Source organism: Streptomyces sp. NPDC093510, from assembly GCF_040683555.1.
Lineage (GTDB): Bacteria > Actinomycetota > Actinomycetes > Streptomycetales > Streptomycetaceae > Streptomyces.
Window position 1 is genome coordinate 399,675 of the sequence record NZ_JBFBEE010000004.1, and the last position, 21,477, is coordinate 421,151.

Sequence of the window (21,477 nt, forward strand, 5' to 3'; positions counted from 1 at the left end):
CGGATTTCCGCGCCGACCTGCGAAGAGGCGCGCCTCATCGTCCTGCACGGCCCTGACCTGGTGGTTCGCCGTGCCGCTCGTTCGACCAGGGGAAATCCAGCGCCCGGAATCACTGATTCCGCTCGTGATGGACGCGCCGGGAACGGCAAACCCCGGCGTACGGACCTTGTCGAATGGGTGGCCAGGAAGCCCGAGAGGGGTGATCATGAGAAGTCCAGAGCGCACTTCCCATGAGGAGGCACGGGTGGCCGAGACTCTGAAGAAGGGCAGCCGGGTAACCGGCGCCGCGCGCGACAAGCTCGCGGCAGACCTGAAGAAGAAGTACGACGGTGGTGCGAGCATCCGGGCGTTGGCCGAAGAGACCGGCCGTTCGTACGGGTTCGTACACCGGATGCTCAGTGAATCCGGCGTCACGCTGCGGGGACGCGGCGGGGCGACGCGAGGCAAGAAGGCCGCCGCCGGCTGACAGGCAGGCGGCACGCAGTCCGGTGGTCCGATGGTGGCCACCCGGTCGGTCGGGCTGATCGACCGGGTGGTTACTGTGCAGTCACTTACGGGCGCTCCCATGCGTCCGGACCGACCGCACCCATTCGGAGGCACCCATGGCTTCGTCCGACAGCGAGCTCGCACCGGTTCTCGACAAGGACGGCGTACGCCTCACCATCGACGAGGCCGTCGCCACGGTGACGCTGACCAATCCGGCCAAGCGCAACGCCCAATCTCCCGCGCTGTGGAGGGCGTTGGTCGAGGCCGGTCAGCTGCTGCCCGGCAGTGTCCGCGTCGTGGTGCTGCGCGGTGAGGGCAAGTCCTTCTCCGCGGGCCTCGACCGGCAGGCGTTCACGCCCGAGGGCTTCGACGGCGAGCCGTCCTTCATCGACCTGGCACGCGGTGAGGACGGCCTGCTCGACGCCACCATCACCGAGTACCAGGACGCGTTCACCTGGTGGCGGCGGAGCGACCTCGTGTCCATCGCCGCCGTCCAGGGTCACGCCATCGGCGCCGGCTTCCAGCTCGCGCTCGCCTGCGATCTGCGGATCGCGGCGGACGACGTGCAGTTCGCCATGCGCGAGACCAGCCTGGGCCTGGTCCCCGACCTCACCGGCACGCACCCGCTGGTGGGGCTCGTCGGCTATGCCCGCGCGCTGGAGATCTGCGCCACCGGACGCTTCGTCCACGCGGACGAGGCCGAGCGGGTGGGCCTCGCCAACCTCGTCGTGCCCGCGGACCAGCTCGACGCCGCCGCCAAGGACCTGGCCGCCGCGCTCATCGCCGCGCCGCGCGACGCCGTCATCGAGACCAAGGCACTGCTCCAGGGCGCCACGGGCCGCTCCTACGAAGAGCAGCGCGTCGCCGAGCGCGCCGCCCAGGGCCGCCGGCTCCGCGACCTCGCGGGCCTCGGCGACTGACCGGCACAGATCCTGGCACGGGCCCTAACCCACCTCGGTGACGAGCACGGCCACCGACGGGTGGTCGGGCAGGGCGGCACCGGCCGCCGCGCGGACCGCGAGCGCCACGTCCAGAGCACGGTGTCCGCGGTCCGTGGCGAGCTCCACGCGCGCGTGGCGGCGCGGCAGCGTGTCCGTCGCCGGGCGCTCCTCGATGACCACGGCCCGGCCCAGCACCCCGGTGAGCCGGGCCACCCCGGGCACCGCGAGGGCGGCCCGCTCGACGCGCCCCTCGTCCCCCTCGCTGCCGCCGCCCTCGTCCGCCGGTCGCTTTGACGGCTCCCCTTCAGGGCGTACGTCTTCGGGGGCCGCGCTCTCGTCGAGCAGGGCCGTCACCCTCAGATCCACCTCCTCGGCCAGCAGACCGAGCCGGTCCGCCGCCCCGGACAGCGCGGCACGCAGCCGCTCAGCCGCCGCGGGCAGTGGCTCCCCGACCGCGGCAGCGAAGTCCGCGGTGATCCGCAGCGGTCCGGGAGGCAGCGCGCTCGGCGGTGCCGGCACGACCGCGGCGTACACCTTCTCCGGATCGGCCAACGCGATACGGACCGTGCCGAGCCGCACTCCGGCGACCTGCTCAGCCATCTGGCGCAACGCGCCCTCCGCCGCGGATTCCGTCACCCACGTGCCGTCTCCCGCGCCGCCGAGCGGCAGGACCCGGCCGAGCCCCAGCTGCCGTCGTACGGCCTGGGTCCAACCCTCACCTGTCATGGCTCCACCCTGCCGCATCCCGGGCGCGCGAGCGCGGGGCCGCGCTTAATGTGAAGAGCATCTACAGAGCAGACCCCCTTTCGAAAGGGACGGGACGGCCATGACCGAGACCGGACAGCGGAAGGCGTCTCAGACGCTGGAGAAGGACTCCCCGAAAGAGAGCACGGGGGCGTCCGCGGCCGGACGGGGCGGCGGTGCCCCAGGCAGCCGCGGCCGCACCACCATCGCGGACGGCGTCGTCGAGAAGATCGCCGGGCTCGCCGCGCGCGACGTCGACGGCGTGCACGCGATGGGCGGCGGCCTCGCACGGACCTTCGGAGCCGTGCGCGACCGGGTCCCCGGCGGCTCGAAGTCGGTGTCGCGCGGCGTGAAGGCCGAGGTCGGCGAGGTGCAGACCGCGCTCGACCTGGAGATCGTCGTCGAGTACGGCGTATCGATCGCGGACGTCGCGCAGGACGTGCGCGAGAACGTGATCACGGCCGTCGAGCGCATGACCGGGCTCGAGGTCGTCGAGGTCAACATCGCGGTGAGCGATGTGAAGCTGCCGGACGAGGAAGACGACGAGCCGCAGGGACGCCTTCAGTAGAAGGACGCCCTCAGTAGGGAGCGCACGATGAGCATGGCCGTGATCGGCATGGTGGCCGGAATGGCTCTTGGCTTCGCCGGATACTTCGGCGGATTCGGGGCGTTCCTGCTGGTGGCCGCCCTGGGCGCCATCGGCTTCGTCGCCGGACGGTTCCTCGACGGAGACCTGGAACCCGGCGACTTCTTCCGCACCCGCGGCGACCGGCGGCGGTGAGCGGTGGCGGCACAGGTCGCGCCCGCGGAGCGCGGAGCGACCCGGATCGCCGACCGGGTCGTCGCGAAGATCGCCGCGCGGGCGGCACGTGAGGCGGTGGACGCGGTGCCGCCCGACGGTCCGCCGCCGCGCGCCACGGTCACCGTGCGCCACGAGTCCGCCCGCATCCGCGTCAGCATCGAACTGGACTACCCCTGCGACATCGGCGGCCAGTGCGGCGCCGTGCGTCGCCGCGTCACCCGACAGGTGGAGGCGCTGGCGGGGATGGACGTGCCCGAGGTGGCAGTCCAGGTGGAGCGGCTGCACTCGGCGCGGGTACGCGAGGCAGCACAGGGGAGGACCCGATGAGCGAACCCCAAGGGGGCGGCACCCGGCCGGTGCCCGTCATCGACCAGCCGGAGAACGAACCCGACCCGTCGCCCTCCGCCACGGCCCACCAGCCGCCGCCCACGCTCTCCGGCGACGAGAAGGCCCCCAGATTCTGGTCGCGCCGCAGGGTGCCCGCGGCGCTCCTCGCCCTGCTCGCCCTCGGCGGCACCGGGCTCCTCCTCTACGACATCGTCGCCGTCCGCGCCGACCACCCCGCAATGTGGTGGCGGCGCGAACTCGCCCACCGGCTCGGTGAGCGGACCCTCGACGACACCGCCGTGCTCGTGGGGGCCGCGGTGGCCGCCCTCGCCGGGCTCTGGCTCCTCGTGCTCGCCGCCACCCCGGGGCAGCGCGGCCTCCTGCCGATGCGACGCACGCGTTCCGACGTGCGCGCGGGCCTGTACCGGGGCGCCGCTGCCATGGTGCTGCGCGACCGGGCCATGGACGTGCCCGGCGTGCAGTCCGCGCGGGTCCGCGTGAAGCGCTCCAAGGTGGACGTGCGCGCGGTGTCGCACTTCCGTGAACTCGACGACGTACGCGGCGATCTGGACACCACGCTGGCCGACGGCATCCGCGAGCTGGGTCTCGCGCGCGCCCCCGGCCTCGCCGTCCATGTCGCCCGGCCGGGACGGAAGGGGTGAGTGCCGTGCTGCGCACGGTCAACCGCGTGGTCCTCGCCCTGATCGGGCTCGTGCTGCTCGTCCTCGGCGGCTCCGTGCTCGCCGTGGGGCTCGGCGCGTCACCGCCCTCGTGGTGGATCCACGACAGCCGGCACGACGTGCTGGTCAGCGCCGCCGACCGGGCGCGCTGGCGGGACCACGGCTGGTTCTGGCCCGTGGCCATCGCCGTCCTCGCCGTGCTGGTCCTGCTCCTCCTGTGGTGGCTCTCCGCGCAGCTGCGCAGGCGCCGCCTCGCGGAGGTGCTCGTGGAGACCGGGGACGGCGAGGGTGCGCTGGTGCGGGGCCGTGCGGTGGAGAACGTACTGGCCGCGGAGGCCGAGACGCTGGACGGCGTCGAGCGTGCCCAGGCCGTCCTGACCGGTCGGCGCGGTACGCCACAGGCCCGCGTGGACCTCGTCCTCGCCCCGCACGCCACCCCGTCCGATGCCCTGCACCACCTCACCACCGGCCCCCTCACCCACGCCCGCGACTCCGCGGGCCTGCGGACACTGCCGACGACGGTGCGCCTGCGCGCCCTCAAACACGGGGCGAAACGCGTGAGCTGACTCGGGCTTGTCAGAAGCCTCTGTAAGAACTCCGTCAGAAGCCCGAGCGGGCGCCGCCGTCCACCGGGACCATGATCCCCGTCAGGTACGACGCCGCGGGGGAGAGCAGGAACGCCGCGGTGCGGCCGAACTCCTGCGGGGTGCCGTAGCGGCGGAGCGGGATGGTCGACTCGTTCGCGGCGCGGGTGGCGTCAGGGTCGGGGGAGAGGCCGTCGAGCTGGCGCATGCGGTCGGTGCCGATCCGGCCGGGGAGCACGCCGACGACACGGATGCCGCGCGGGCCGAGCTCGTCCGCGAGGGACTTGGCGAATCCGGCGAGCCCGGGGCGCAGGCCGTTCGAGATCGTCAGGCCCGCGATCGGCTCGTACACGGAGCCGGAGAGCACGAAGCCGATGACGCCGCCCTCGCCGAGCTCCGCGGCCGCCGCGCGGGCGAGCCGCACGGCCCCGAGGAAGACCGCCTCGAACGCCGCCTGCCACTGCTCGTCGGTGTTGTCCGCGACGAAGCCGGGCGCGGGCCCGCCGACGCTGATCAGTACACCGTCGAAGCCGCCGAAGTGCTCGCGCGCCGCGGCGATCAGCGCGCTCGCGGCAGCGGGGTCGGCGTTGTCGGCGGCCACGCCCACCGCGTTCGGGCCGAGCTCGGCGGCCGCCTCGTCCACCGTCTTCTGCTGCCGGCCGGTGAGCACGACCTTCGCCCCGTCCGCGACCAGTTCGCGCGCGGTGGCGTTGCCGAGGCCACGGGTGGCGCCGGTGACTACGTAGACACGGTCCTTCAGTCCAAGATCCATGGCCCCTATCCTCCCGCGTCCACCCCGTAGAGCGCGAGGGCCGTGTTCACCAGGCCGATATGGCTGAATGCCTGTGGGAAGTTGCCCAGCTGCCGCCCGGTCGAGGGGTCGTACTCCTCCGCGAGCAGGCCCACGTCGTTGCGGAGCGCGAGAAGGCGCTCGAACAGTTCGCGCGCCTCCTCCGTCCTGCCCGTCATGTGCAGCGCGTCGGCCAGCCAGAACGAGCAGGCGAGGAAGGTGGCCTCACCGCCCGGCAACCCGTCGATGCGCTTCTCGTCCGAGCTGTACCGCCGCACGAACCCTTCGTGGCCCAGCTCCCGGTGGATCGCGTCCACCGTGCCGATGACGCGCGGGTCGTCCGGCGGCAGGAACCCCATGCGCGGGATGAGCAGGAGGGACGCGTCCAGCTCGGCGGAGCCGTAGAACTGCGTGAACGTGTTACGACCGGCGTCGTACCCGCGCTCGCACACCTCCCGGTGCACCTCGTCGCGCATCTTGCGCCAGCGCTCGACATCCCCGAGGTTCTCGGCCAGACCGGGGTCCTCCTCCAGGGCGTGCACGGTCCGGTCGGCGGCGACCCACGCCATCACCTTCGAGTGCACGAAGTGCCGGCGCGGACCGCGGACCTCCCACAGGCCCTCGTCCGGTTCGCGCCACTTCTCCTCGAGGAACTCCAGCATGCACCGCTGGAGGTTCCAGGCATGCGGCCGCGGGGTCAGACCCTTCGCGCGGGCCATCGTGAGGGAGTCGATGACCTCGCCGTACACGTCGAGCTGCAGCTGGTTCACGGCGTCGTTGCCGATGCGCACCGGGGTCGAGTCCTCGTACCCGGGCAGCCACGGCACCTCGTACTCCGGAAGCCGCCGCTCACCGCATATGCCGTACATGATCTGGAGGTCGGCCGTGTTGCCGGCGACCGCGCGCAGCAGCCAGTCGCGCCACGCCTCGGCCTCCTCCAGATAGCCGGCCGAGACCAGGGCGCCCAGGGTGAGGGTGGAGTCGCGCAGCCAGGAGTATCGGTAGTCCCAGTTGCGTACGCCGCCGATCTCCTCGGGCAGGGAGGTGGTGGGGGCGGCCACGATGCCGCCGGTCGGGGCGTAGGTGAGTGCCTTGAGGGTGATGAGGGAACGCTCGACCGCGTCGCGGTGCGGCCCTTCGTAGCGGCAGTGCGCGGACCATTCCCGCCAGTCGGCGAGGCTGTCGCGCAGCGCCTCATAGGGCTCGACGAGGGTGGGGCGCGGCTCGTGCGAGGGATGCCAGGTGAGGACGAAGGCCACTTTCTCGCCTGCCTCCACCGTGAACTCGGAGTGCGTGCCGAACCCCTCCCCCCAGGTGCGCACCTCGGGCTCGCTGCGCAGCCACACCGCGTCGGGGCCCGCGACGGCCACGCGGACCCCGTCGGTCCTGCGCATCCACGGCACGACCGAGCCGTAGTCGAAACGGAGGCGGAGCGTACTGCGGACGGTCACCCTGCCCGTCAGCCCCTCGACGATGCGTACGACATCGGGGGCGCGGTCGCGCTGCGGCATGAAGTCGGTGACGCGGACGGCGCCGTCCGGGGTCTCCCACTCCGAGTCCAGGACGAGGGTGCCCGGCCGGTACGCGCGCCGGGTGCAGGGTCCTGCGTCCTTCGGCGCGATGCGCCAGTGGCCGTTCTCCTCGTCGCCGAGCAGCGCGGCGAAGCAGGCGGCCGAGTCGAATCGGGGCAGGCAGAGCCAGTCCAGAGAGCCGTCCCTGCCGACCAGGCCGGCGGTCTGGAGATCGCCGATGAGCGCGTAATCCTCGATGGGGTGATGCACGCAGAACGGCTTCCCGGGATAAGGCCCCGTCAATCGGACGTTGTGCCGCGTGGATACGAGAGGCCCGGCTCAGGCGTTCGCCGGTGCCGCCTCGGGCGCCGGGGCCTCGGCGGCCGCCGCGCGGTCGCGCCGCTCCCTGCGGACCAGGACGACCCAGCCGATCGGAACGCCGGAGGCGAACAGCCACCACTGGACCGCGTACGCCATGTGGGCCCCGATGCTGCTGTGGTCGGGCTCGCCGATCAGCTCGGGGGAGCCGCCTTTCGCCTCGGGCGCGGACAGCTCGACGTATCCGCCGAGGACCTCCTTGCCGAGGGCGTCGGCCTGCTGACCGCTGCTGATCAGCATGATCTGACGGTCCGGCAGTCCGCGGACGTCCTTGATGCCGCTGGCCGCGGACGTCTCGTCGGCCATGAGGCGGCCGGTGACGGTGATCTCGCCCTTGGGGGGCGCGGGGATCTCGGGGAAGGCGGTCTGCGGCCCGTCCGCGGGAATCCAGCCACGGTTGACGAGCAGGATCTTGCCGTCGTCGAGGACGAACGGGGTGAGGACGTGGAAGCCGACCTCGTCGTCGGAGTTGGTGCGGCGCCGCACGACGACCTCGTGCTCCGGATCGAACGTCCCCTTGGCGCTCACCCGGCGGTACAGATCCGTCCTCGGCACCTCGTGGCCGGGCGAGGTGAGGCTCTCGGCCGGGACCGGGTCGGCGGCCAGCGCGTCGGCGATCCGCTGGTTCTGCGCGACGCGGTGCTCGTGCCGGTGCAACTGCCAGAAACCCAGCTCGACCATCACGGGGATGAGAACGAGGCCGATGAGGGTGAGGATCACCCACTGCCGGGTCAACAGGAAGCGGTACACCCCACGACGGTACCTCTAGGGCCGTGGGGTGTCCGGGGGCGGGGTCGGGTCAGACCTTGTCGATGATGCCCACCCGCCCCTCCGCGCGCGAGCAGTGGGCGCCGCAGTACCAGTGCCCCTCCACCTCGACACCCTGGCCGATGATGCGGCACCGGCAGTGCTCGCAGATGGGCGCCATGCGGTGGATGGCGCAGGAGAAGCAGTCGAAGACGTGCACCGCGCCCTGCGCGTGCACTTCAAAGGACATGCCGTAGTCGTTTCCGCAGACCTCGCAACGTGCCATGCGCCACAGGGTGGGACGCCGGGGCGTCGCGGGGCGAGCGGTCGGCGGGCGAGTCGCCCGCAATCACCCGTCTGACGCGGGCGCCACGTCCTGGAGGAGCTGCCCGAAAGCCGCCTCGTCGATCACCGGGGTGCCGAACGAGCGCGCCTTGACCGTCTTGGAGGTGCCGGAGTCCGGGTCGTTCGTGACGAGCAGGCTCGTGAGACGGGACACACTCGTCGCGATGTGCAGCCCGGCCTCGACCGCCCGGTCCTCCAGGAGTTCGCGCTCCACGGAGGTGTCTCCGGAGAACGCCACCCGCATGCCCTGCTTGAGTGGTTTGCCCGGTTCGTAACGCCCCGGGTTCGGGTACGGGCACGGCGGCCGCTTGCGCGAGGGGCGCCAACTCCCCGGCCGGTACGAGGAGGAAGGCGCCGGCCCCGTCGACTGGCGGACGATGCGCGGCGCGCCGTCGGACCACTCCGTCAGCGGCCGGCACTCCAGGAGCGGCAGCCGGACATTGCCCCCGGCCGCCGCCAGCAGGCTGGGCCGGAACGCCTCGGCGAGCACACGCGCGTCGTCCAGGGCGTTGTGCGCGTGGCGCTGCTCGACGCCGAAGTGCGCGGCCAGGGACTCCAGCTTGTGGTTGGGCAGCGGGAGCGCCAGCTCCTTGGAGAGGGCGATGGTGCACAGGCGTTGACGCACGGGGGCCAGGCACTGCGCGCGCGCGTACTCCCTGGCGATCATCGACCAGTCGAAGACCGCGTTGTGCGCGACGAGGACGCGGCCGTCCAGGCGTCCCGCGAACTCCTCGGCGATGTCCTTGAAGAGCGGCGCGTCCGCGAGCATTTCGCTGGTGAGCCCGTGGATCCAGACCGGGCCGGGGTCGCGCTGGGGGTTGACCAGCGTGTACCAGTGGTCCTCGATCTCGCCCCGGGCGTCCACGCGGTAGACGGCGGCCGACACTATGCGGTCGTCGCGGGCCAGGCCGGTGGTCTCCACGTCGACGACCGCGTATCCCGTTGGATACGCGGCCGGCCAGGGCACTGCGGACGCTGCGGTCGTGCGGTCTTCGAGCATGGTCCATGAGGATACGGGCCGCGACTGACAGTCAGGGCGCCGGTCCGAGAAGCCCCGCCACGAGAGCCCTCACGGAGGTGGTGAAGAGCGCCTCCGGATCGACGGGTCCGGCCAGCGCGCGGGCGAGCGCGCCGTCCTGCTCGGCGGCCTGCGCGGTCCACAGCTCGTCCTCGCCGGGGTGCTGCGCGGGGGCGCGTTCGCGGTTGCGCTCGACCAGGACGTGGCCGACGACGTGGACCTGGACGGCGCGCACGGCGTCGGCGGCGCGGACGCCGCGCAGCCCCGCCTCGTGGAGCTCGTGCACGAGGGCCCGCTGGGCGGGCAGGAACATGCGTTCCGTCAGGCCCCGTTCGTGGACCATCGCGACGAGGTGCGGGTGGTCGAGGAGCCGGCGGCGCAGGGCGCGGGCCACGGAGGCGACGCGCTGCGCGGGCGTGCGGCCGGTGGCGCGGATCTCGCCGAGGTCGGCGAGGGTGCGCTCCACGAGGGCGTCCAGGAGCGACTCGCGGTTGCCGACGTGCCAGTAGATCGAGGTGACGGCGGTGCCGAGCTCGGCGGCGAGTGCCCGCATCGTCAGGGCCCGCGGCCCGTGCCGCTTGACGAGACGCGCGGCCGCGGTGAGGACCTGCTCCCGGTCCAGATGCGCGCGAGGCTCTTTACCCTTCACGAGTCCTGTTGTAACTGTGTTACAGAACCGCCGCAAGTCCCGGCCGCGGGCCCGAGTCCGCGCTGACGAAGGGTGGTACGACATGGCACGCATTCGCTACGGGGCACGCTCCGAGGCGGAGATCGCCGCCTCGCGCACCGCGAGCTCCCGGCTTCCCGACATCTGGTCCACGGGCGTGGTGGCCCTCTGGGAGAGCGATCCGGACGCGGTCGCGGCGGTCCTGCCACCGCCGCTGAAACCCACCGGGCGGCCCCTGGTGCGGGCGAACATCAGCAAGGTCGACCTGCCCGGCTACCCGCTGGGCGCGGGCTCCGTCGCGGTCGCCGCCGAGCACGCGGGGGTGACGGGCTGGTATCCGCTGGTGATGCCGATGACCCATGAGCGGGCCCTGATCGGCGGCCGTGAGGTCTTCGGCGAACCGAAGAAGCTCGGCGAGGTGGAGGTCGAGCGCGACGGCCTGGTGGTGCGGGCCCGCCTCGCCCGGCACGGCATCGCGTTCGTGGAGGTGCGCGGCGCGGTCAGCGGAGCCCTGCCGCTGCCGGAACCGACGCGGAAGACCGACTTCTACTTCAAGTTCCTGCCCGCGGTGGACGGTTCGGGCTTCGACGCGGACCCCGTGCTCGTGCACTGCGTACGGAACGAGAAGGTCCGCAAGCTGGAGGCCGTCACCGGGGACGTCGTGCTGCGCGAGTCGATGTACGACCCCGTGGCCGACCTGCCGGTGAACGCCCTGGTCGAGATCACCATCGGGGAGAAGACCACCGACCAGCGGGGCCGCGTCGTCGAGCGCGTCAGCGCCCAGGCCCTGCTGCCCTACATCCACCAGCGCTACGACGACCCCGCGCAGATCCTCGACGGGCCGCCCGAGGGGAGCGTCTGAGATGGAGCTGCGCGCGGGACAGGTCGCCGTCGTCACGGGCGCGGCGAGCGGTATCGGGCTCGCCATGGCACGGCGGTTCGCCGCGGACGGTCTGCGCGTGGTCCTCGCGGACGTCGAGGAGAGCGCCTTGGAGAAGGCCGCCGCGGGACTGCGGGAGGACGGCGCGACGGTGCACGCGCGCGTGGTGGACGTCGGGGTGCGCGAGCAGGTCTTCGCCCTCGCGGACGAGGCGTACGAGAAGTTCGGCGCCGTCCACGTGCTGTGCAACAACGCGGGGGTCGGCTCGGGCGCCGAGGGCCGCATGTGGGAGCACGAGCCGAACGACTGGAAGTGGGCCTTCGAGGTCAACGTCTGGGGCGTCTTCCACGGCATCCAGGCCTTCGTGCCCCGGATGATCGCGGGCGGCGAGCCCGGCCACGTCGTCAACACTTCCTCGGGGGACGGCGGCATCGCACCGCTGCCCACCGCCTCCGTGTACGCCGTCACCAAGGCCGCCGTGGTGACGATGACCGAGTCGCTGTACGCCCATCTGAAGGCGGAGCACGCGCGCGTGGGCGCCTCCGTGCTCTTCCCCGGGCCGCACATGCTCCGCACCGGCCTGTGGGAGTCGCACCGCAACCGGCCCGGCCGGTACGCCAAGTCCCGCCCCCGCAGCACCCCTTACCGCAGCCTCGACCAGTGGGAGACCGCGATGCGGGAGGCGGGCCAGGAGGTCGAGTTCACGCCCGTCGAGCAGGTCGCGGACTTCGTGGCCGAGGGCGTCGCGGCCGGCCGTTTCTGGCTGCTTCCGGAGAGCGAGCACAGCGACCGGCAGATCAGGGCGAGGTCGCGGTCGATGCTCGACCGGTCGGACCCGGCGTATCTGGAGAGCTTCATCCTGGACTGAAGGGTGTGACCCGATGACCGAGCAGGAACACCAGAGTCAGCACGATCCGTACCTGATCATCTCCTCCGACTGCCACGCCGGGCTCCCCACCGAGGAGTACCGGCCCTACCTCGACAGCCGCTTCCACCGGGACTTCGACGCGTTCCTCGGCGAGCGCGGCGCCCGCCGCGAGGAGGCGACGCGGCTCGGCATCCGCAACGACGCGTTCGCCGCCAAGTGGTTCCAGGACAACGAGGAGGGTCTGCGCGGCGGCTGGGACACCGCGCAGCGAATCAAGGAGCTGGACGGCGACGGGGTGGCGGCGGAGGTCGTCTTCCCCGACGCGGACGCCGTCGACAGCCGGACGGCCGCGCCCTTCGGAGTGGGCCTCGGCCTCTCCGGTGACCAGGACCCCGAGCTCGGCATGGCGGGCGCCCAGGCGCACAACCGCTGGCTGGCCGACTTCGTCTCCGAACACCCCGAACGGCACTGCGGGGTCGCCCTGTTGCCCATCACCGGCGATGTCGACCGCGTCGTCGCCGAGGTCCGCCGCGCCAAGGAGTCCGGGCTCGGCGCGCTGATGATCCCCTCCATGTGGGTCGACAAGGCGCCCTACCACGACCGGCGCTACGACCCCGTGTGGGCCGCGGCGGCCGAGTGCGCGATGCCCGTGGTCACCCACTCCGGAGCGGCGCCCCGCCACGAGTACGGAGACCATCTCGGGATCTACGTCTCCGAAGTCACCTGGTGGCCTGCCCGGCCGCTGTGGTTCATGCTCTGGTCCGGTGTCTTCGAACGCCACCCGGGCCTGAAGTTCGGCGTGGCCGAGTCCGGCTGCTGGTGGCTGCCCAACCTCCTGTGGTTCATGGACCGCCTCTACCTGGGCGCGCACGGCGGCAAGAAGCTCTCCCCGTTCGCGGAGCTGAAGCGTCCGCCGCACGAGTACCTGGACCGGCAGATCTTCGTCTGCGCCACCAACACCAAGCGCCGCGAGCTCGCCCAGCGGTACGAGATCGGCGTCGACAACATCCTCTGGGGCAGCGACTTCCCGCACCCCGAGGGGACCTGGCCCGACACGCGCGCGTGGCTGAGGAAGACCTTCCACGACATCCCGGTGGCGGAGACCCGCCGCATGCTGGGCCTCGCCGCCGCCGAGGTCTTCGGCTTCGACACGGACCGGCTCGCGCCGCTCGCCCGCCGCATCGGTCCGACACCCGCCGACCTCGGCCAGGACCCCGACCAGCGGGCCGTCGAGGCGTCCTGGGCGCGCTCGCGCGAGGTGGGCCGCCACTGGCTGACCGACCACGACTTCCCGGTACTGGGGGCACAGCTGTGAGCGAGGAGCGCTACACCGTCATCTCCGCCGACTGCCACGCGGGCGCCGATCTCCTGGACTACCGGCCCTACTTGGAGTCGCGCCACCACGACGCGTTCGACGCCTGGGCGGCCACCTACGTCAACCCGTACGAGGACCTCCTCGCCGACACCGCCGACCGCAACTGGAACTCGGACCGCCGAGTCGCCGAGCTCGAAGCGGACGGCATCGTCGCCGAGGTCGTCTTCCCGAACACGATTCCGCCGTTCTTCCCCTCGGCGTCCCTGATGGCCCCCGCGCCGACGCGCGAGGAGTTCGAGCAGCGCTGGGCCGGCCTGCGCGCCCACAACCGCTGGCTCGCGGACTTCTGCGCCGCCGCCCCGGGCCGCAGGGCGGGCGTCTTCCAGATCCTCCTGAACGACGTCGACCGGGCCGTCGAGGAGATCCACCGGTCGGTGGAGGCGGGCCTGACCGGCGGCCTCATGCTGCCCGGCACACCGCCGGGTTCGGGCCTGCCCGAGCTCCACTCATCGACGTACGACCCGATCTGGGCGGCCTGCGCCGGACTGGGCGTGCCGGTCAACCACCACGCCGGCTCGGCATCGCCGCCGCTCGGCGAGGAGCCGGCCGCGCGCGCGGTGTTCATGGTCGAGACGACGTGGTTCTCGCACCGGGCGCTGTGGCACCTCGCCTTCGGCGGCGCGTTCCGCCGCCACCCGGAGCTGAGACTCGTCCTCACCGAGCAGGGCTCGGGCTGGATCCCCGGGGTGCTCGACATGCTGGACTACTACCACGGCCGACTGGTCGCGGCGGCGAGGAGGACCACCGTCCCCGACACGGCCGAGTCGAAGTTCGGCGCGGGTCTCGCCGACGCGATGGGCAAGGGGCCCTCCGAAGTGTGGCGCGACAACTGCTTCGTGGGCGCGAGCTTCATGCGCCCGCACGAGGCGGCCCTGCGCGACCGCATCGGCCTCGACAAGATCATGTGGGGCAGCGACTACCCGCACGACGAGGGCACGTACCCCTACTCGCGCGAGGGCCTGCGCATCGCCTACGCCGGTCTCCCCAGGGAGGAGATCGCCGCCATGGTCGGCGGCAACGCGGCCCGCGTCTACGGCTTCGACCTGGAGCGGCTCGGACGGATCGCCGCACGCGTGGGGCCCACCGTCGCGGAACTGGACGAACCCCTCAAGGAGGCCCCGGCGGACGCGACGAGCCCGGTGTTCGCGACGGGAGGGTCGGTACGGGTCTGGTGAGCGGACGGCGGCTCGGGGCGGTGTCCGACGCCGGTCACCGCCCCGAGCCTCCTGTGGGATCCTGGCCCGCGTCGAGCTCGGTGCAACGGGAGGCGCGCAGCCATGGGGGAGAGCAAGCGGGCGCTGATCGTCGCCGTTCCGCGTTACGAACTCGAGGAACAGTTCCCGGACTTGGTCCAATCCGTCCACCGCGACGCGGAGCTCATCGGGGAAGCGCTGCACTCCTCCGGATACAGCGTCGAGGTCCTCGGGCTCGCACCCGACAAGCCCGCCCATCGCTCCCGCATCCGCAGCGCGGTCAGCCGGATCTGCTGCACCGCCCCCGAGGACGGCACCGTCCTCATCCACTTCACCGGCCACGGGCTCTCCGTCGGGGGCGCCGACCATCTCGTGCCCGCCGACGCCCAGTTGAGCTGGGCCACCGAGCCGCCCGAAGTGCTGGTCGACAGCCTCATCGACCTGGACCTGACCTCGCTGCTCCAGGGCTGCAGGGCCGACACGGTGCTGCTCACCGTCGACGCCTGCCGCGACGCGGCCGGTCCGGAGGGCGGTTCGCACGGCGGCCCCGCCACCAACTTCCCCTCCTGGCGCGACCGCGTCGCCGTCCTCTTCGGCTGCGGCCCCGGCCAGACGTGCGGCTCCGACGACGAGCAGGGCAGCCACTTCACACGCGCGCTCGCCGAGGCGCTCGACGCCGACACCGCGCCGCGCACCGTGGCCGAGGTCATCGCGTACACGACGACGAGGACCACCGAGCTGGCCCGCGCGGCCCGCCACGAGCAGACCCCCAACCCGCACTACTCGCCGAGCGGCCCGGACGCCCTCACCGGGGTGCGGCTCTGCTCCGGACGCACCCTCCAGGAGTCGTGGTCGACGGCGGTCTGCGACCCCGAACTGTGGGCGGCCGTGCACTGCGACGACGAACGCCGCGCCACGCTCCAGCGTGCCCTGGTCCAGCTCACCCGGGAGTGCGCCCGGTGGTGCGGCGCCGCGACGGCCAAAGTGCACGACCCGTGGGCGGACGACGACTATCCCGTGCGCGTCCTCACCAAGGGCCTGCGGCCGCTCCTCGCGCCCTCGCAGACGCAAGGCGGGCCGGTCCTGGACGCGGGCGAGTTCGCCGTGCTCGCCGCAGCTCCCTTCGTGCGGGAGGCGTTGTACGCCCTCGGCGTCAAGACGGCCGTCGCGGCGGACGCCTTCCAACTGGAGCCCGCCGTCGGGGACAGCGAGACGGAGACGGAACGCGTCGACCTCGAACACACCTTCGCCGCGCATGCGTTGATCTGGCGCAAGGGCCGCGAGCTGGCGGGCCGGGGGCAAGAGGAGGACGCGCGGGCCGTCGCAGCCTGGCTCATGCACCGGCACGTGCGGGGCAAGGAGGAGCTGTGGGACGACATGTACGTCACCCAGCTCCTGCGGCCCCTGGCCAGGGCGCTGCTCGGCGAGGGCGCGCCGACCGGACGCGTCGAGGAGCTCGCCGACGAACTCGTGCGCGTCTGCCGGCAGACCGGGGTCGTGCCTCCCCAGCCCGGCGGCGACGACCGCGAACCGCCCTACCGCCTCTCCGAGCTCGTCCGCTCGGGACCGCCGGGCGCGAGCGAGATCACCGAGCGGTGGCGTCCCCGGGAGCTTTCCTGGCTGATCGCCGTCGCCGGTCTCCTCGGCGGCGATCTGCGGGAGCTGCCCGGCGTGCTCGTCGACAACATCGGCGTCACCGACGGGCTCGTACCGGCGCAGGCCGTCGCGAGCGTGCGGGAGCTGCGCTGGGTCAGGGACCGCTACGCCCGGACCGTCGACCTCGACCTCCAGTGCCCGCACCCCGCCGTCCACGCGGCTCTGGAGGCGCTGACCGGCTGGACCGACGACGCCGTGCAGCGCGTGCGCGAGCACGCCGGACCGACGCCGGACGATCTCCTCGCGCACCTTCCGGAGCGGGTCACCTGCCGTCGGCTCGGCCCCGCGTGGGACACCGCGACCAAGAACACCGTGTACGGCGTGCCGTTGATGCGCTTCGGCCTCGCCGAGGACGAGATGCGGGAGCTCTTGATGGGCACGCAGCTCTACGGAGACCGCAATCTGGCCCTGCGCGAGCTCTACCAGAACGCGCTGGACGCCTGCCGCTACCGCCAGGCACGGCTGCGCTACGGCAAGGCGCTCAAGGGCATCCCGTACTCCTGGGAGGGCGAGATCGTCTTCCGGCAGGGCGTCGACGACGCGGGCCGCCCCTACGTGGAGTGCGCGGACAACGGCGTCGGCATGGGGCGCGACGCCCTGCGAGGCACGTTCTCGCGCGCGGGGCGCCGCTTCGAGCAGTCCCGCGAGTACCGCAGGGAACAGGCCCGCTGGCGGCGTGCCGACGACACCTTGCGGATCTACCCCAACAGCCGCTTCGGAGTGGGGGTGTTCAGCTACTTCATGCTCGCCGACGAGATCAGCATCCGCACGCGCGCGACGGACGACTACGGCCGCCCCGAGTCCGGCCGGGGCCTGCGCGTGGACATCGCCTCCAGCGGCAGCCTGTTCCGCATCAAGGCCGCGGACGAGTCCAAGGCCGGCGGCGGCACCACGGTGCGCCTCTACCTCCAGGACGACTCCGTCGACGTGGCGAAGGAACTCGGCGCCCTGGTGTGGCGCACCGATTTCACCCTTCGGGTGGAGCGGGACGGGCAGACGGTACGGAGCTGGCAGCCGGACACGCTCTACTACGAAGGCGACGCCTCGCGGGCGGTCCGGGCGACGCGGGACCTGTGGTGGGTGCCGGGGCAGGGGCGGTTGCTGGCCGATGGGGTGCTGGTCGGAGGAGGGGCGGGCGAGGGGCAGGGGCAGATGGAGTCCCGGCTGCCCCGGTGGGACAGGCGCGACGGCAGGGAGTCGAACGAGCCTCGCCGCGGCAGCTTCCCGTTCGGTTGTGTGATGGACCTCAGGGAGACCCACTCGCCGGAGCTCAGCACCAGCAGGACCCGTGTCTTCTCCTACGACCAGGCGTGGGTGACCGAGGAGATCCTGCGGGCCTGCGCGCGCTTCGAGGCTCCTGAGTGGTTCTACCTGGAGTGGCTCTGGGACTTCGCCTGGTGCGTGCCGGAGGGCGCCGTGCGGGTGACGGAGCGGCTCATGGCCGCGGACGCCCAGGTGACGTCCGAGCTGACCTGGGACCGGACGACTCTCGTTCCCTTTCGTCGAGTGGGCTATTTCTCCGCTGATCGGGCGATCGCCGCCAAGCGCGGATTGGAAGGGCCCGGGTACCCGGCGGGGGACGGCCGCTATCTGGCCTGGCGGTCCGCCATCCTGCGGGACGCCGGCATCAGGCGGGAGGAACGGAGGCTGACCCTTCCGGTTCCGGACTCGGTGGAGGGCTATCCGCGCCCCCGTGCCTGGGAGGCCAGCCCCTATGGGGACACTCTGCACGGCACCGACTTCCTGCTCCGGGCCGCCATGCCCCCGACGTCCGAGGCATGCACGTTCGGCCAGTTGCTCATGCGGTCCAGACGGCACGCCATCACGGGCATCGACGTACCCGCGGTGTCCGACCTCGACGCCGCTCATGCCCTGGCGCTGGACGAAGTGGACCGGGGTCTGCTGCTCGGCAGAGGAGCGTACGGCGGGCTGCGGAGGTACTGGCTGACCGACATCGAAGCGGAGGGTGTCCGGGACCCGATCTGGCTTCTGAGACGGTTCTCCGCGGAGCCGAGGATCTCTGTGCGTGAAGCGCTCGAGCGGGCACGGCGATTCGCCGCCGCCGGGTTCGCCTTCCACATCCCGGACGCCGTGGCAGAGCCGCCCGGCGACCACCGGGCCACCCACGAGGAGCTCGACGCCCTCTCCTGGCACCCGTGGTACGCGGGCCCCGAGGGCAGGGTCGTCCTGGGCAGCAGCCCGCCCCCCGGCTTCTACGCCGAGGTAGTGCGCCGTTACGCCTGGCTGGGGCTGCCGGAACTGCCCGCCTTCGAGCGGCAGGCCGGCGCGACCAAGGAGCATGGGCGCGCGGAGCTCACCGACGAGGAGGAGGCGGCCTACTCCCGCCACTTCAGCGTGTACGCGTCCGACAAGGACGTGTCGCTCGTACCGGTGGTCATCGCGGCAGGAGCACTGTCCCTCACCTGCGCCGAAGTCATCGAGCGGTTCGCCACCACGTTCCAGGCCCTGAGGAGGAGAGTGCCCGATCTCGGGGACCTCGCCGGGTACACACCCAGCAGGCTCGACTGCGAGCTGCTCCAGCCGTCCCGGCCCGGCCTTCGGCCGTACGAGATGCCGGACCACGCCCCCTTGCCGCTCCTCAGTACGGCGCTCGCGGTGCAGGGCGTGCAGGCGGATGCCGAGCAGTTGCGGCGGGCTCTCACCCGGCTCGCGGAGGGCGGGCTCGTCCAGCCGTCAGCCCCCGGGCTCGTCGACAGATGGCGGGAGCTTTCGCCTGCCGACCTGAGCATGCTGCCGTACGAGCGGGGCACGAACGGGGGGCTGGGCCGAGTGGAGGGATCGAGGTATCCCCTTGTGCAGCAGGACTTCGACGCGGCTTACGGTCTCGTGGCCGCCTCCGTGGCCGGCTTGCCGCTCGGCACGGCATTCGACCGGCTCACCGTCCTCGGCCCACTGACCGGCCACCCCGCACCGCTGCGCCTGCCATCCCCCGAGCGACTCGCCGGAGTGAGACCTTCCAGGGCGGACGCGGCCGCCTGCTGTCTGCGTGGCGACCGGGGCGTGGTCTGGCGTACGGACGCTGACGTACGCCTCCTCATCGCGCACGCGCGCGACCTGAACGTCACTCTGGGGGACAGCCTGGACACGCTCGTCCAGTACGCCGAACTGGGCGCCCCCTGGCGTGCGATCGAGGGCGACGACCAGGTGTGGCGCGACCACCGGCCGACCTCGCACGACAGCGCCCTCTTCGAGGACGACCTGGTTGGCGGTGGCGGTACGGTCACGCCCCTCGACCTCGTCCGCGTGGCCGCCCGCTTCGGCCGGCCCCTCGGCCAGGCCTGGGACGGGCTCGCGCGCTACCGGCCCTTCGGCCTCGAACTGGCCATGGCGCGCCCGGAGATGACGGTGATCCCTTGCTGGCAGGACCTGATCCTGCTCACCTCCCGGTACACGGGTCGCGCCCCCGCCCTCACCGGGCAGGTCCCGCCCCGCCACATCGCCGTCGCCGCCCGCGAGGTCGAGGAGTCCACGCACTGGGTGCGCGACCGGCTCGCCCTGTACGCCGAGCTGTTCGCCCTGACCCTGCCCGACGACTGCCCCGCCGAGCCCGCTCCCACCCCGCAGGCCGTGCCGTACCGCCCCGAAGCCGACTGACACCGGTCGGCTGGCTGGCAAACCGACACCGACCGACCGACCTACGGAGACCGCAGCCCCATGCCCGCCCATGCCCCGACCCCGTTCCAGGAGTTGGAAGTCCAGCCCGCCGACGCCTTCACCGTGGAGCGGTCCGCCGACGGCCGCTGGTACACCGTGACAGGACCCTGCCCGACCTGCCGGGGCCGCACGGTGTTCCGGGTCGCGTTCGGGGTGCTCGGACCGGCCAAGGGGCGGGCGCGCCGCCGCGCCCGCCCCGAGCCGCTCACCGGCTCGATTCCCGTCTACTGCCAGTGCGGCTACCCGCATCCCGACCGGCCGCCCGAGTCGCCCGACTCCGGCTGCGGAGCCTTCTGGGACGTACCGGTACCGCCCGACGCGCAGGGTGGTGCCACGCCGTGACCGACCTCGCCAAGAAGAGGTTCGCGCAGCTCGGACAGCAGCTCCAGATCGACCAGCTCGCCGCTGTCCGGCGGCAGGCCGAGGGGTGGCGCAACGGCCTCGCCGGGCTCACCGGACTGGTCGGCGCCGTCTTCGTGCTCAAGGGCAGGGAGAGCGTCGCGGGCATGCCGGACCTCTGGCGGTGGACGACGGCGGGCCTGCTCGTCGCCGCCTTCGGCCTGCTGCTCTCCGGCGCACTGAAGGCGGTGCGCGCCGCGCACGGACAGCTGGGGCAGCGGACCTGGCTGAGCGGCGACCGGCTCTTCGCGGCCGTCCTCGACGAGGTCGAGGAGACCCAGGACGCCCTGGCCTCGGCACGGCGGCGCTCCGTCGTGGGGCTGTGCGCGATCGTCGCCGCGCTGGCGGTCAGCTGGGTGGTGCCGGTCGACGCCGACAAGGGCGGGAAGGCGGCCGAGGGGCGGCCCGCCGAGACGCACCGGGTGCGGGTGACGACGGCGAAGGGCACGGTCTGCGGAGAGTTGGTGGTGAGCGACGCGCGGGGCGTCGCGGTACGGGTGGCGGACGGCGGTGGCCGGAAGGGGAAGCCGGTGCGGCGCACGGTCCCCGCGGACGAGGTCAGGTCGGTGGTCCCCGCGCGGCGCTGCTGAGCCGGGGCTGAGCCGGGGCGCCGGACGGCGTGCCGACGGCGTGCGGGGCGCCCGTGGTGAGACCCTCCCCGGATGAGCGACCGGACAGCGTCCGACGAGGCGCACGACGAACCGCACGGAGGAGCCCTCGGAACCCGGCTCAACTGGCTGCGGGCCGCCGTCCTCGGCGCCAACGACGGCATCGTCTCCACCGCGGGACTCGTCGTCGGCGTCGCGGGCGCCACGGACGAGCGGGGCACGCTGCTGACGGCGGGCCTCGCAGGGCTGCTCGCCGGGTCCATGTCGATGGCCGCGGGGGAGTACGTCTCCGTGTCGACGCAGCGCGACTCGGAGAAGGCCGCGCTGGCCGTGGAGAAGCGCGAGCTGCGCGAGCAGCCCGAGGCCGAACTCGCCGAGCTGACCGACCTCCTGGAGGAGCGGGGGCTCAGCCGCGAAGTGGCCCGCGAGGCCGCCGAGCAGCTCACCGAGCGGGACGCCCTGCGCGCCCACGCGCGCGTGGAGCTCGGCATCGACCCGGACGACCTCACCAATCCGTGGCACGCCGCCTGGGCCAGCTTCGTGGCGTTCACCGTGGGCGCGCTGCTGCCGCTGCTCGCGATCGTGCTGCCGCCCGCCGGCTTGCGGCTCGCCGTGACCGTCGTCTCCGTCCTCGCGGCGCTCGCCCTCACGGGCTGGAGCAGTGCCCGCCTGGGAGCCGCGCCCGCGCGCCCGGCCGTACTGCGGAACATGCTGGGAGGGGCGCTCGCGATGGCGGTGACGTACGGGGTGGGGGCGCTCCTCGGGGCGGCCGGTGTCTGAGTCCGTGTCTGCGGCCGGGGGCT

22 protein-coding genes are annotated in these 21,477 nt (G+C 72.8%); 15 read left to right on the top strand and 7 right to left on the bottom strand.

What is annotated here, in order from left to right; genetic code table 11:
* Nucleotides 1–244: 244 nt before the first annotated feature.
* Together AB0N81_RS08895 and AB0N81_RS08900 are read left to right on the top strand one after the other, a co-directional pair.
* On the top strand, nt 245–466 hold the full coding sequence (locus AB0N81_RS08895) for a helix-turn-helix domain-containing protein (protein WP_055550175.1): 222 nt from the start codon (nt 245–247) through the stop codon (nt 464–466).
* Nucleotides 467–602: 136 nt separating this feature from the next.
* Entirely contained in the window at nt 603–1,406 is an 804-nt protein-coding gene (locus tag AB0N81_RS08900) for an enoyl-CoA hydratase/isomerase family protein (protein WP_365356914.1), read from the top strand.
* A gap of 24 nt (nt 1,407–1,430) precedes the next feature.
* Here the strand turns inward: AB0N81_RS08900 and AB0N81_RS08905 are convergent, their stop codons facing one another.
* Nucleotides 1,431–2,153 carry a nucleopolyhedrovirus P10 family protein gene (locus AB0N81_RS08905; protein ID WP_365356916.1) on the bottom strand — a complete coding sequence of 241 codons (723 nt, stop codon included), beginning with the start codon at nt 2,151–2,153 and terminating at the stop codon, nt 1,431–1,433.
* A gap of 100 nt (nt 2,154–2,253) precedes the next feature.
* Here AB0N81_RS08905 and AB0N81_RS08910 point away from each other — a divergent pair, with 100 nt between their 5' ends.
* Genes AB0N81_RS08910 through amaP form a run of 5 tightly spaced genes read left to right on the top strand, consistent with a single transcriptional unit; the run spans nt 2,254 to nt 4,546 of the window.
* Entirely contained in the window at nt 2,254–2,739 is a 486-nt protein-coding gene (locus tag AB0N81_RS08910) for an Asp23/Gls24 family envelope stress response protein (protein WP_365356918.1), read from the top strand.
* Nucleotides 2,740–2,766: 27 nt separating this feature from the next.
* Nucleotides 2,767–2,952: a hypothetical protein gene (locus AB0N81_RS08915; RefSeq protein ID WP_365356919.1), complete on the top strand. Its 186-nt coding sequence runs from the start codon at nt 2,767–2,769 to the stop codon at nt 2,950–2,952.
* Nucleotides 2,953–2,955: 3 nt separating this feature from the next.
* Nucleotides 2,956–3,300, top strand: coding sequence for a hypothetical protein (locus tag AB0N81_RS08920; protein ID WP_365356921.1), 345 nt, complete (start codon nt 2,956–2,958; stop codon nt 3,298–3,300).
* Nucleotides 3,297–3,962 carry a DUF6286 domain-containing protein gene (locus AB0N81_RS08925; RefSeq protein ID WP_365356922.1) on the top strand — a complete coding sequence of 222 codons (666 nt, stop codon included), beginning with the start codon at nt 3,297–3,299 and terminating at the stop codon, nt 3,960–3,962. The genes AB0N81_RS08920 and AB0N81_RS08925 overlap by 4 nt, the downstream gene beginning before the upstream one ends.
* Nucleotides 3,959–4,546, top strand: a complete 588-nt coding sequence (amaP, locus tag AB0N81_RS08930; RefSeq protein ID WP_365356924.1) for an alkaline shock response membrane anchor protein AmaP — start codon at nt 3,959–3,961, stop codon at nt 4,544–4,546. Before AB0N81_RS08925 ends, amaP begins: the two co-directional genes overlap by 4 nt.
* 34 nt (nt 4,547–4,580) lie before the next feature.
* On the opposite strand, the gene AB0N81_RS08935 is transcribed toward amaP, so the two are convergent.
* The 6 genes from AB0N81_RS08935 to AB0N81_RS08960 form a co-directional block, all read right to left on the bottom strand.
* Nucleotides 4,581–5,336, bottom strand: coding sequence for an SDR family oxidoreductase (locus tag AB0N81_RS08935; RefSeq protein ID WP_365356925.1), 756 nt, complete (start codon nt 5,334–5,336; stop codon nt 4,581–4,583).
* A 5-nt stretch (nt 5,337–5,341) separates the two neighbouring features.
* Nucleotides 5,342–7,135 (bottom strand): glycoside hydrolase family 15 protein, encoded by a 1,794-nt coding sequence (locus tag AB0N81_RS08940; RefSeq protein ID WP_365356927.1) that lies wholly within the window; start codon nt 7,133–7,135, stop codon nt 5,342–5,344.
* A gap of 69 nt (nt 7,136–7,204) precedes the next feature.
* Nucleotides 7,205–7,993: an SURF1 family protein gene (locus tag AB0N81_RS08945; protein WP_365356928.1), complete on the bottom strand. Its 789-nt coding sequence runs from the start codon at nt 7,991–7,993 to the stop codon at nt 7,205–7,207.
* Between the two features lie 49 nt (nt 7,994–8,042).
* Nucleotides 8,043–8,276: a hypothetical protein gene (locus tag AB0N81_RS08950; RefSeq protein ID WP_079043687.1), complete on the bottom strand. Its 234-nt coding sequence runs from the start codon at nt 8,274–8,276 to the stop codon at nt 8,043–8,045.
* A gap of 63 nt (nt 8,277–8,339) precedes the next feature.
* A complete protein-coding gene (locus AB0N81_RS08955) occupies nt 8,340–9,335 on the bottom strand; it encodes a DEDDh family exonuclease (protein ID WP_365356929.1) in 996 nt (331 codons plus the stop codon).
* 31 nt (nt 9,336–9,366) lie between these two features.
* The gene (locus AB0N81_RS08960) at nt 9,367–10,002 is read right to left on the bottom strand and encodes a TetR family transcriptional regulator (protein ID WP_365356930.1); all 636 of its coding nucleotides are present in this window, start codon (nt 10,000–10,002) and stop codon (nt 9,367–9,369) included.
* An 82-nt stretch (nt 10,003–10,084) separates the two neighbouring features.
* Between AB0N81_RS08960 and AB0N81_RS08965 the strand changes: the two genes are divergently transcribed.
* The 8 genes from AB0N81_RS08965 (at nt 10,085) to AB0N81_RS09000 (ending at nt 21,454) form a co-directional block, all read left to right on the top strand.
* Nucleotides 10,085–10,882, top strand: coding sequence for an acetoacetate decarboxylase family protein (locus AB0N81_RS08965; RefSeq protein ID WP_365356932.1), 798 nt, complete (start codon nt 10,085–10,087; stop codon nt 10,880–10,882).
* A gap of 1 nt (nt 10,883) precedes the next feature.
* Complete coding sequence (locus AB0N81_RS08970) at nt 10,884–11,768, top strand: SDR family NAD(P)-dependent oxidoreductase (RefSeq protein ID WP_365356933.1); 885 nt, start codon at nt 10,884–10,886, stop codon at nt 11,766–11,768.
* A 13-nt stretch (nt 11,769–11,781) separates the two neighbouring features.
* Nucleotides 11,782–13,083 (top strand): amidohydrolase family protein, encoded by a 1,302-nt coding sequence (locus AB0N81_RS08975; protein WP_365356935.1) that lies wholly within the window; start codon nt 11,782–11,784, stop codon nt 13,081–13,083.
* A complete protein-coding gene (locus AB0N81_RS08980; protein ID WP_365356937.1) occupies nt 13,080–14,318 on the top strand; it encodes an amidohydrolase family protein in 1,239 nt (412 codons plus the stop codon). The genes AB0N81_RS08975 and AB0N81_RS08980 overlap by 4 nt, the downstream gene beginning before the upstream one ends.
* 102 nt (nt 14,319–14,420) lie before the next feature.
* Entirely contained in the window at nt 14,421–19,607 is a 5,187-nt protein-coding gene (locus AB0N81_RS08985; RefSeq protein WP_365356938.1) for a caspase family protein, read from the top strand.
* A gap of 60 nt (nt 19,608–19,667) precedes the next feature.
* Nucleotides 19,668–20,009, top strand: a complete 342-nt coding sequence (locus tag AB0N81_RS08990; RefSeq protein ID WP_365356940.1) for a hypothetical protein — start codon at nt 19,668–19,670, stop codon at nt 20,007–20,009.
* Nucleotides 20,006–20,656, top strand: a complete 651-nt coding sequence (locus tag AB0N81_RS08995) for a hypothetical protein (protein ID WP_365356942.1) — start codon at nt 20,006–20,008, stop codon at nt 20,654–20,656. The genes AB0N81_RS08990 and AB0N81_RS08995 overlap by 4 nt, the downstream gene beginning before the upstream one ends.
* A 72-nt stretch (nt 20,657–20,728) precedes the next feature.
* Nucleotides 20,729–21,454: a VIT family protein gene (locus tag AB0N81_RS09000; protein WP_365356943.1), complete on the top strand. Its 726-nt coding sequence runs from the start codon at nt 20,729–20,731 to the stop codon at nt 21,452–21,454.
* The last annotated feature ends 23 nt before the right edge of the window (nt 21,455–21,477 follow it).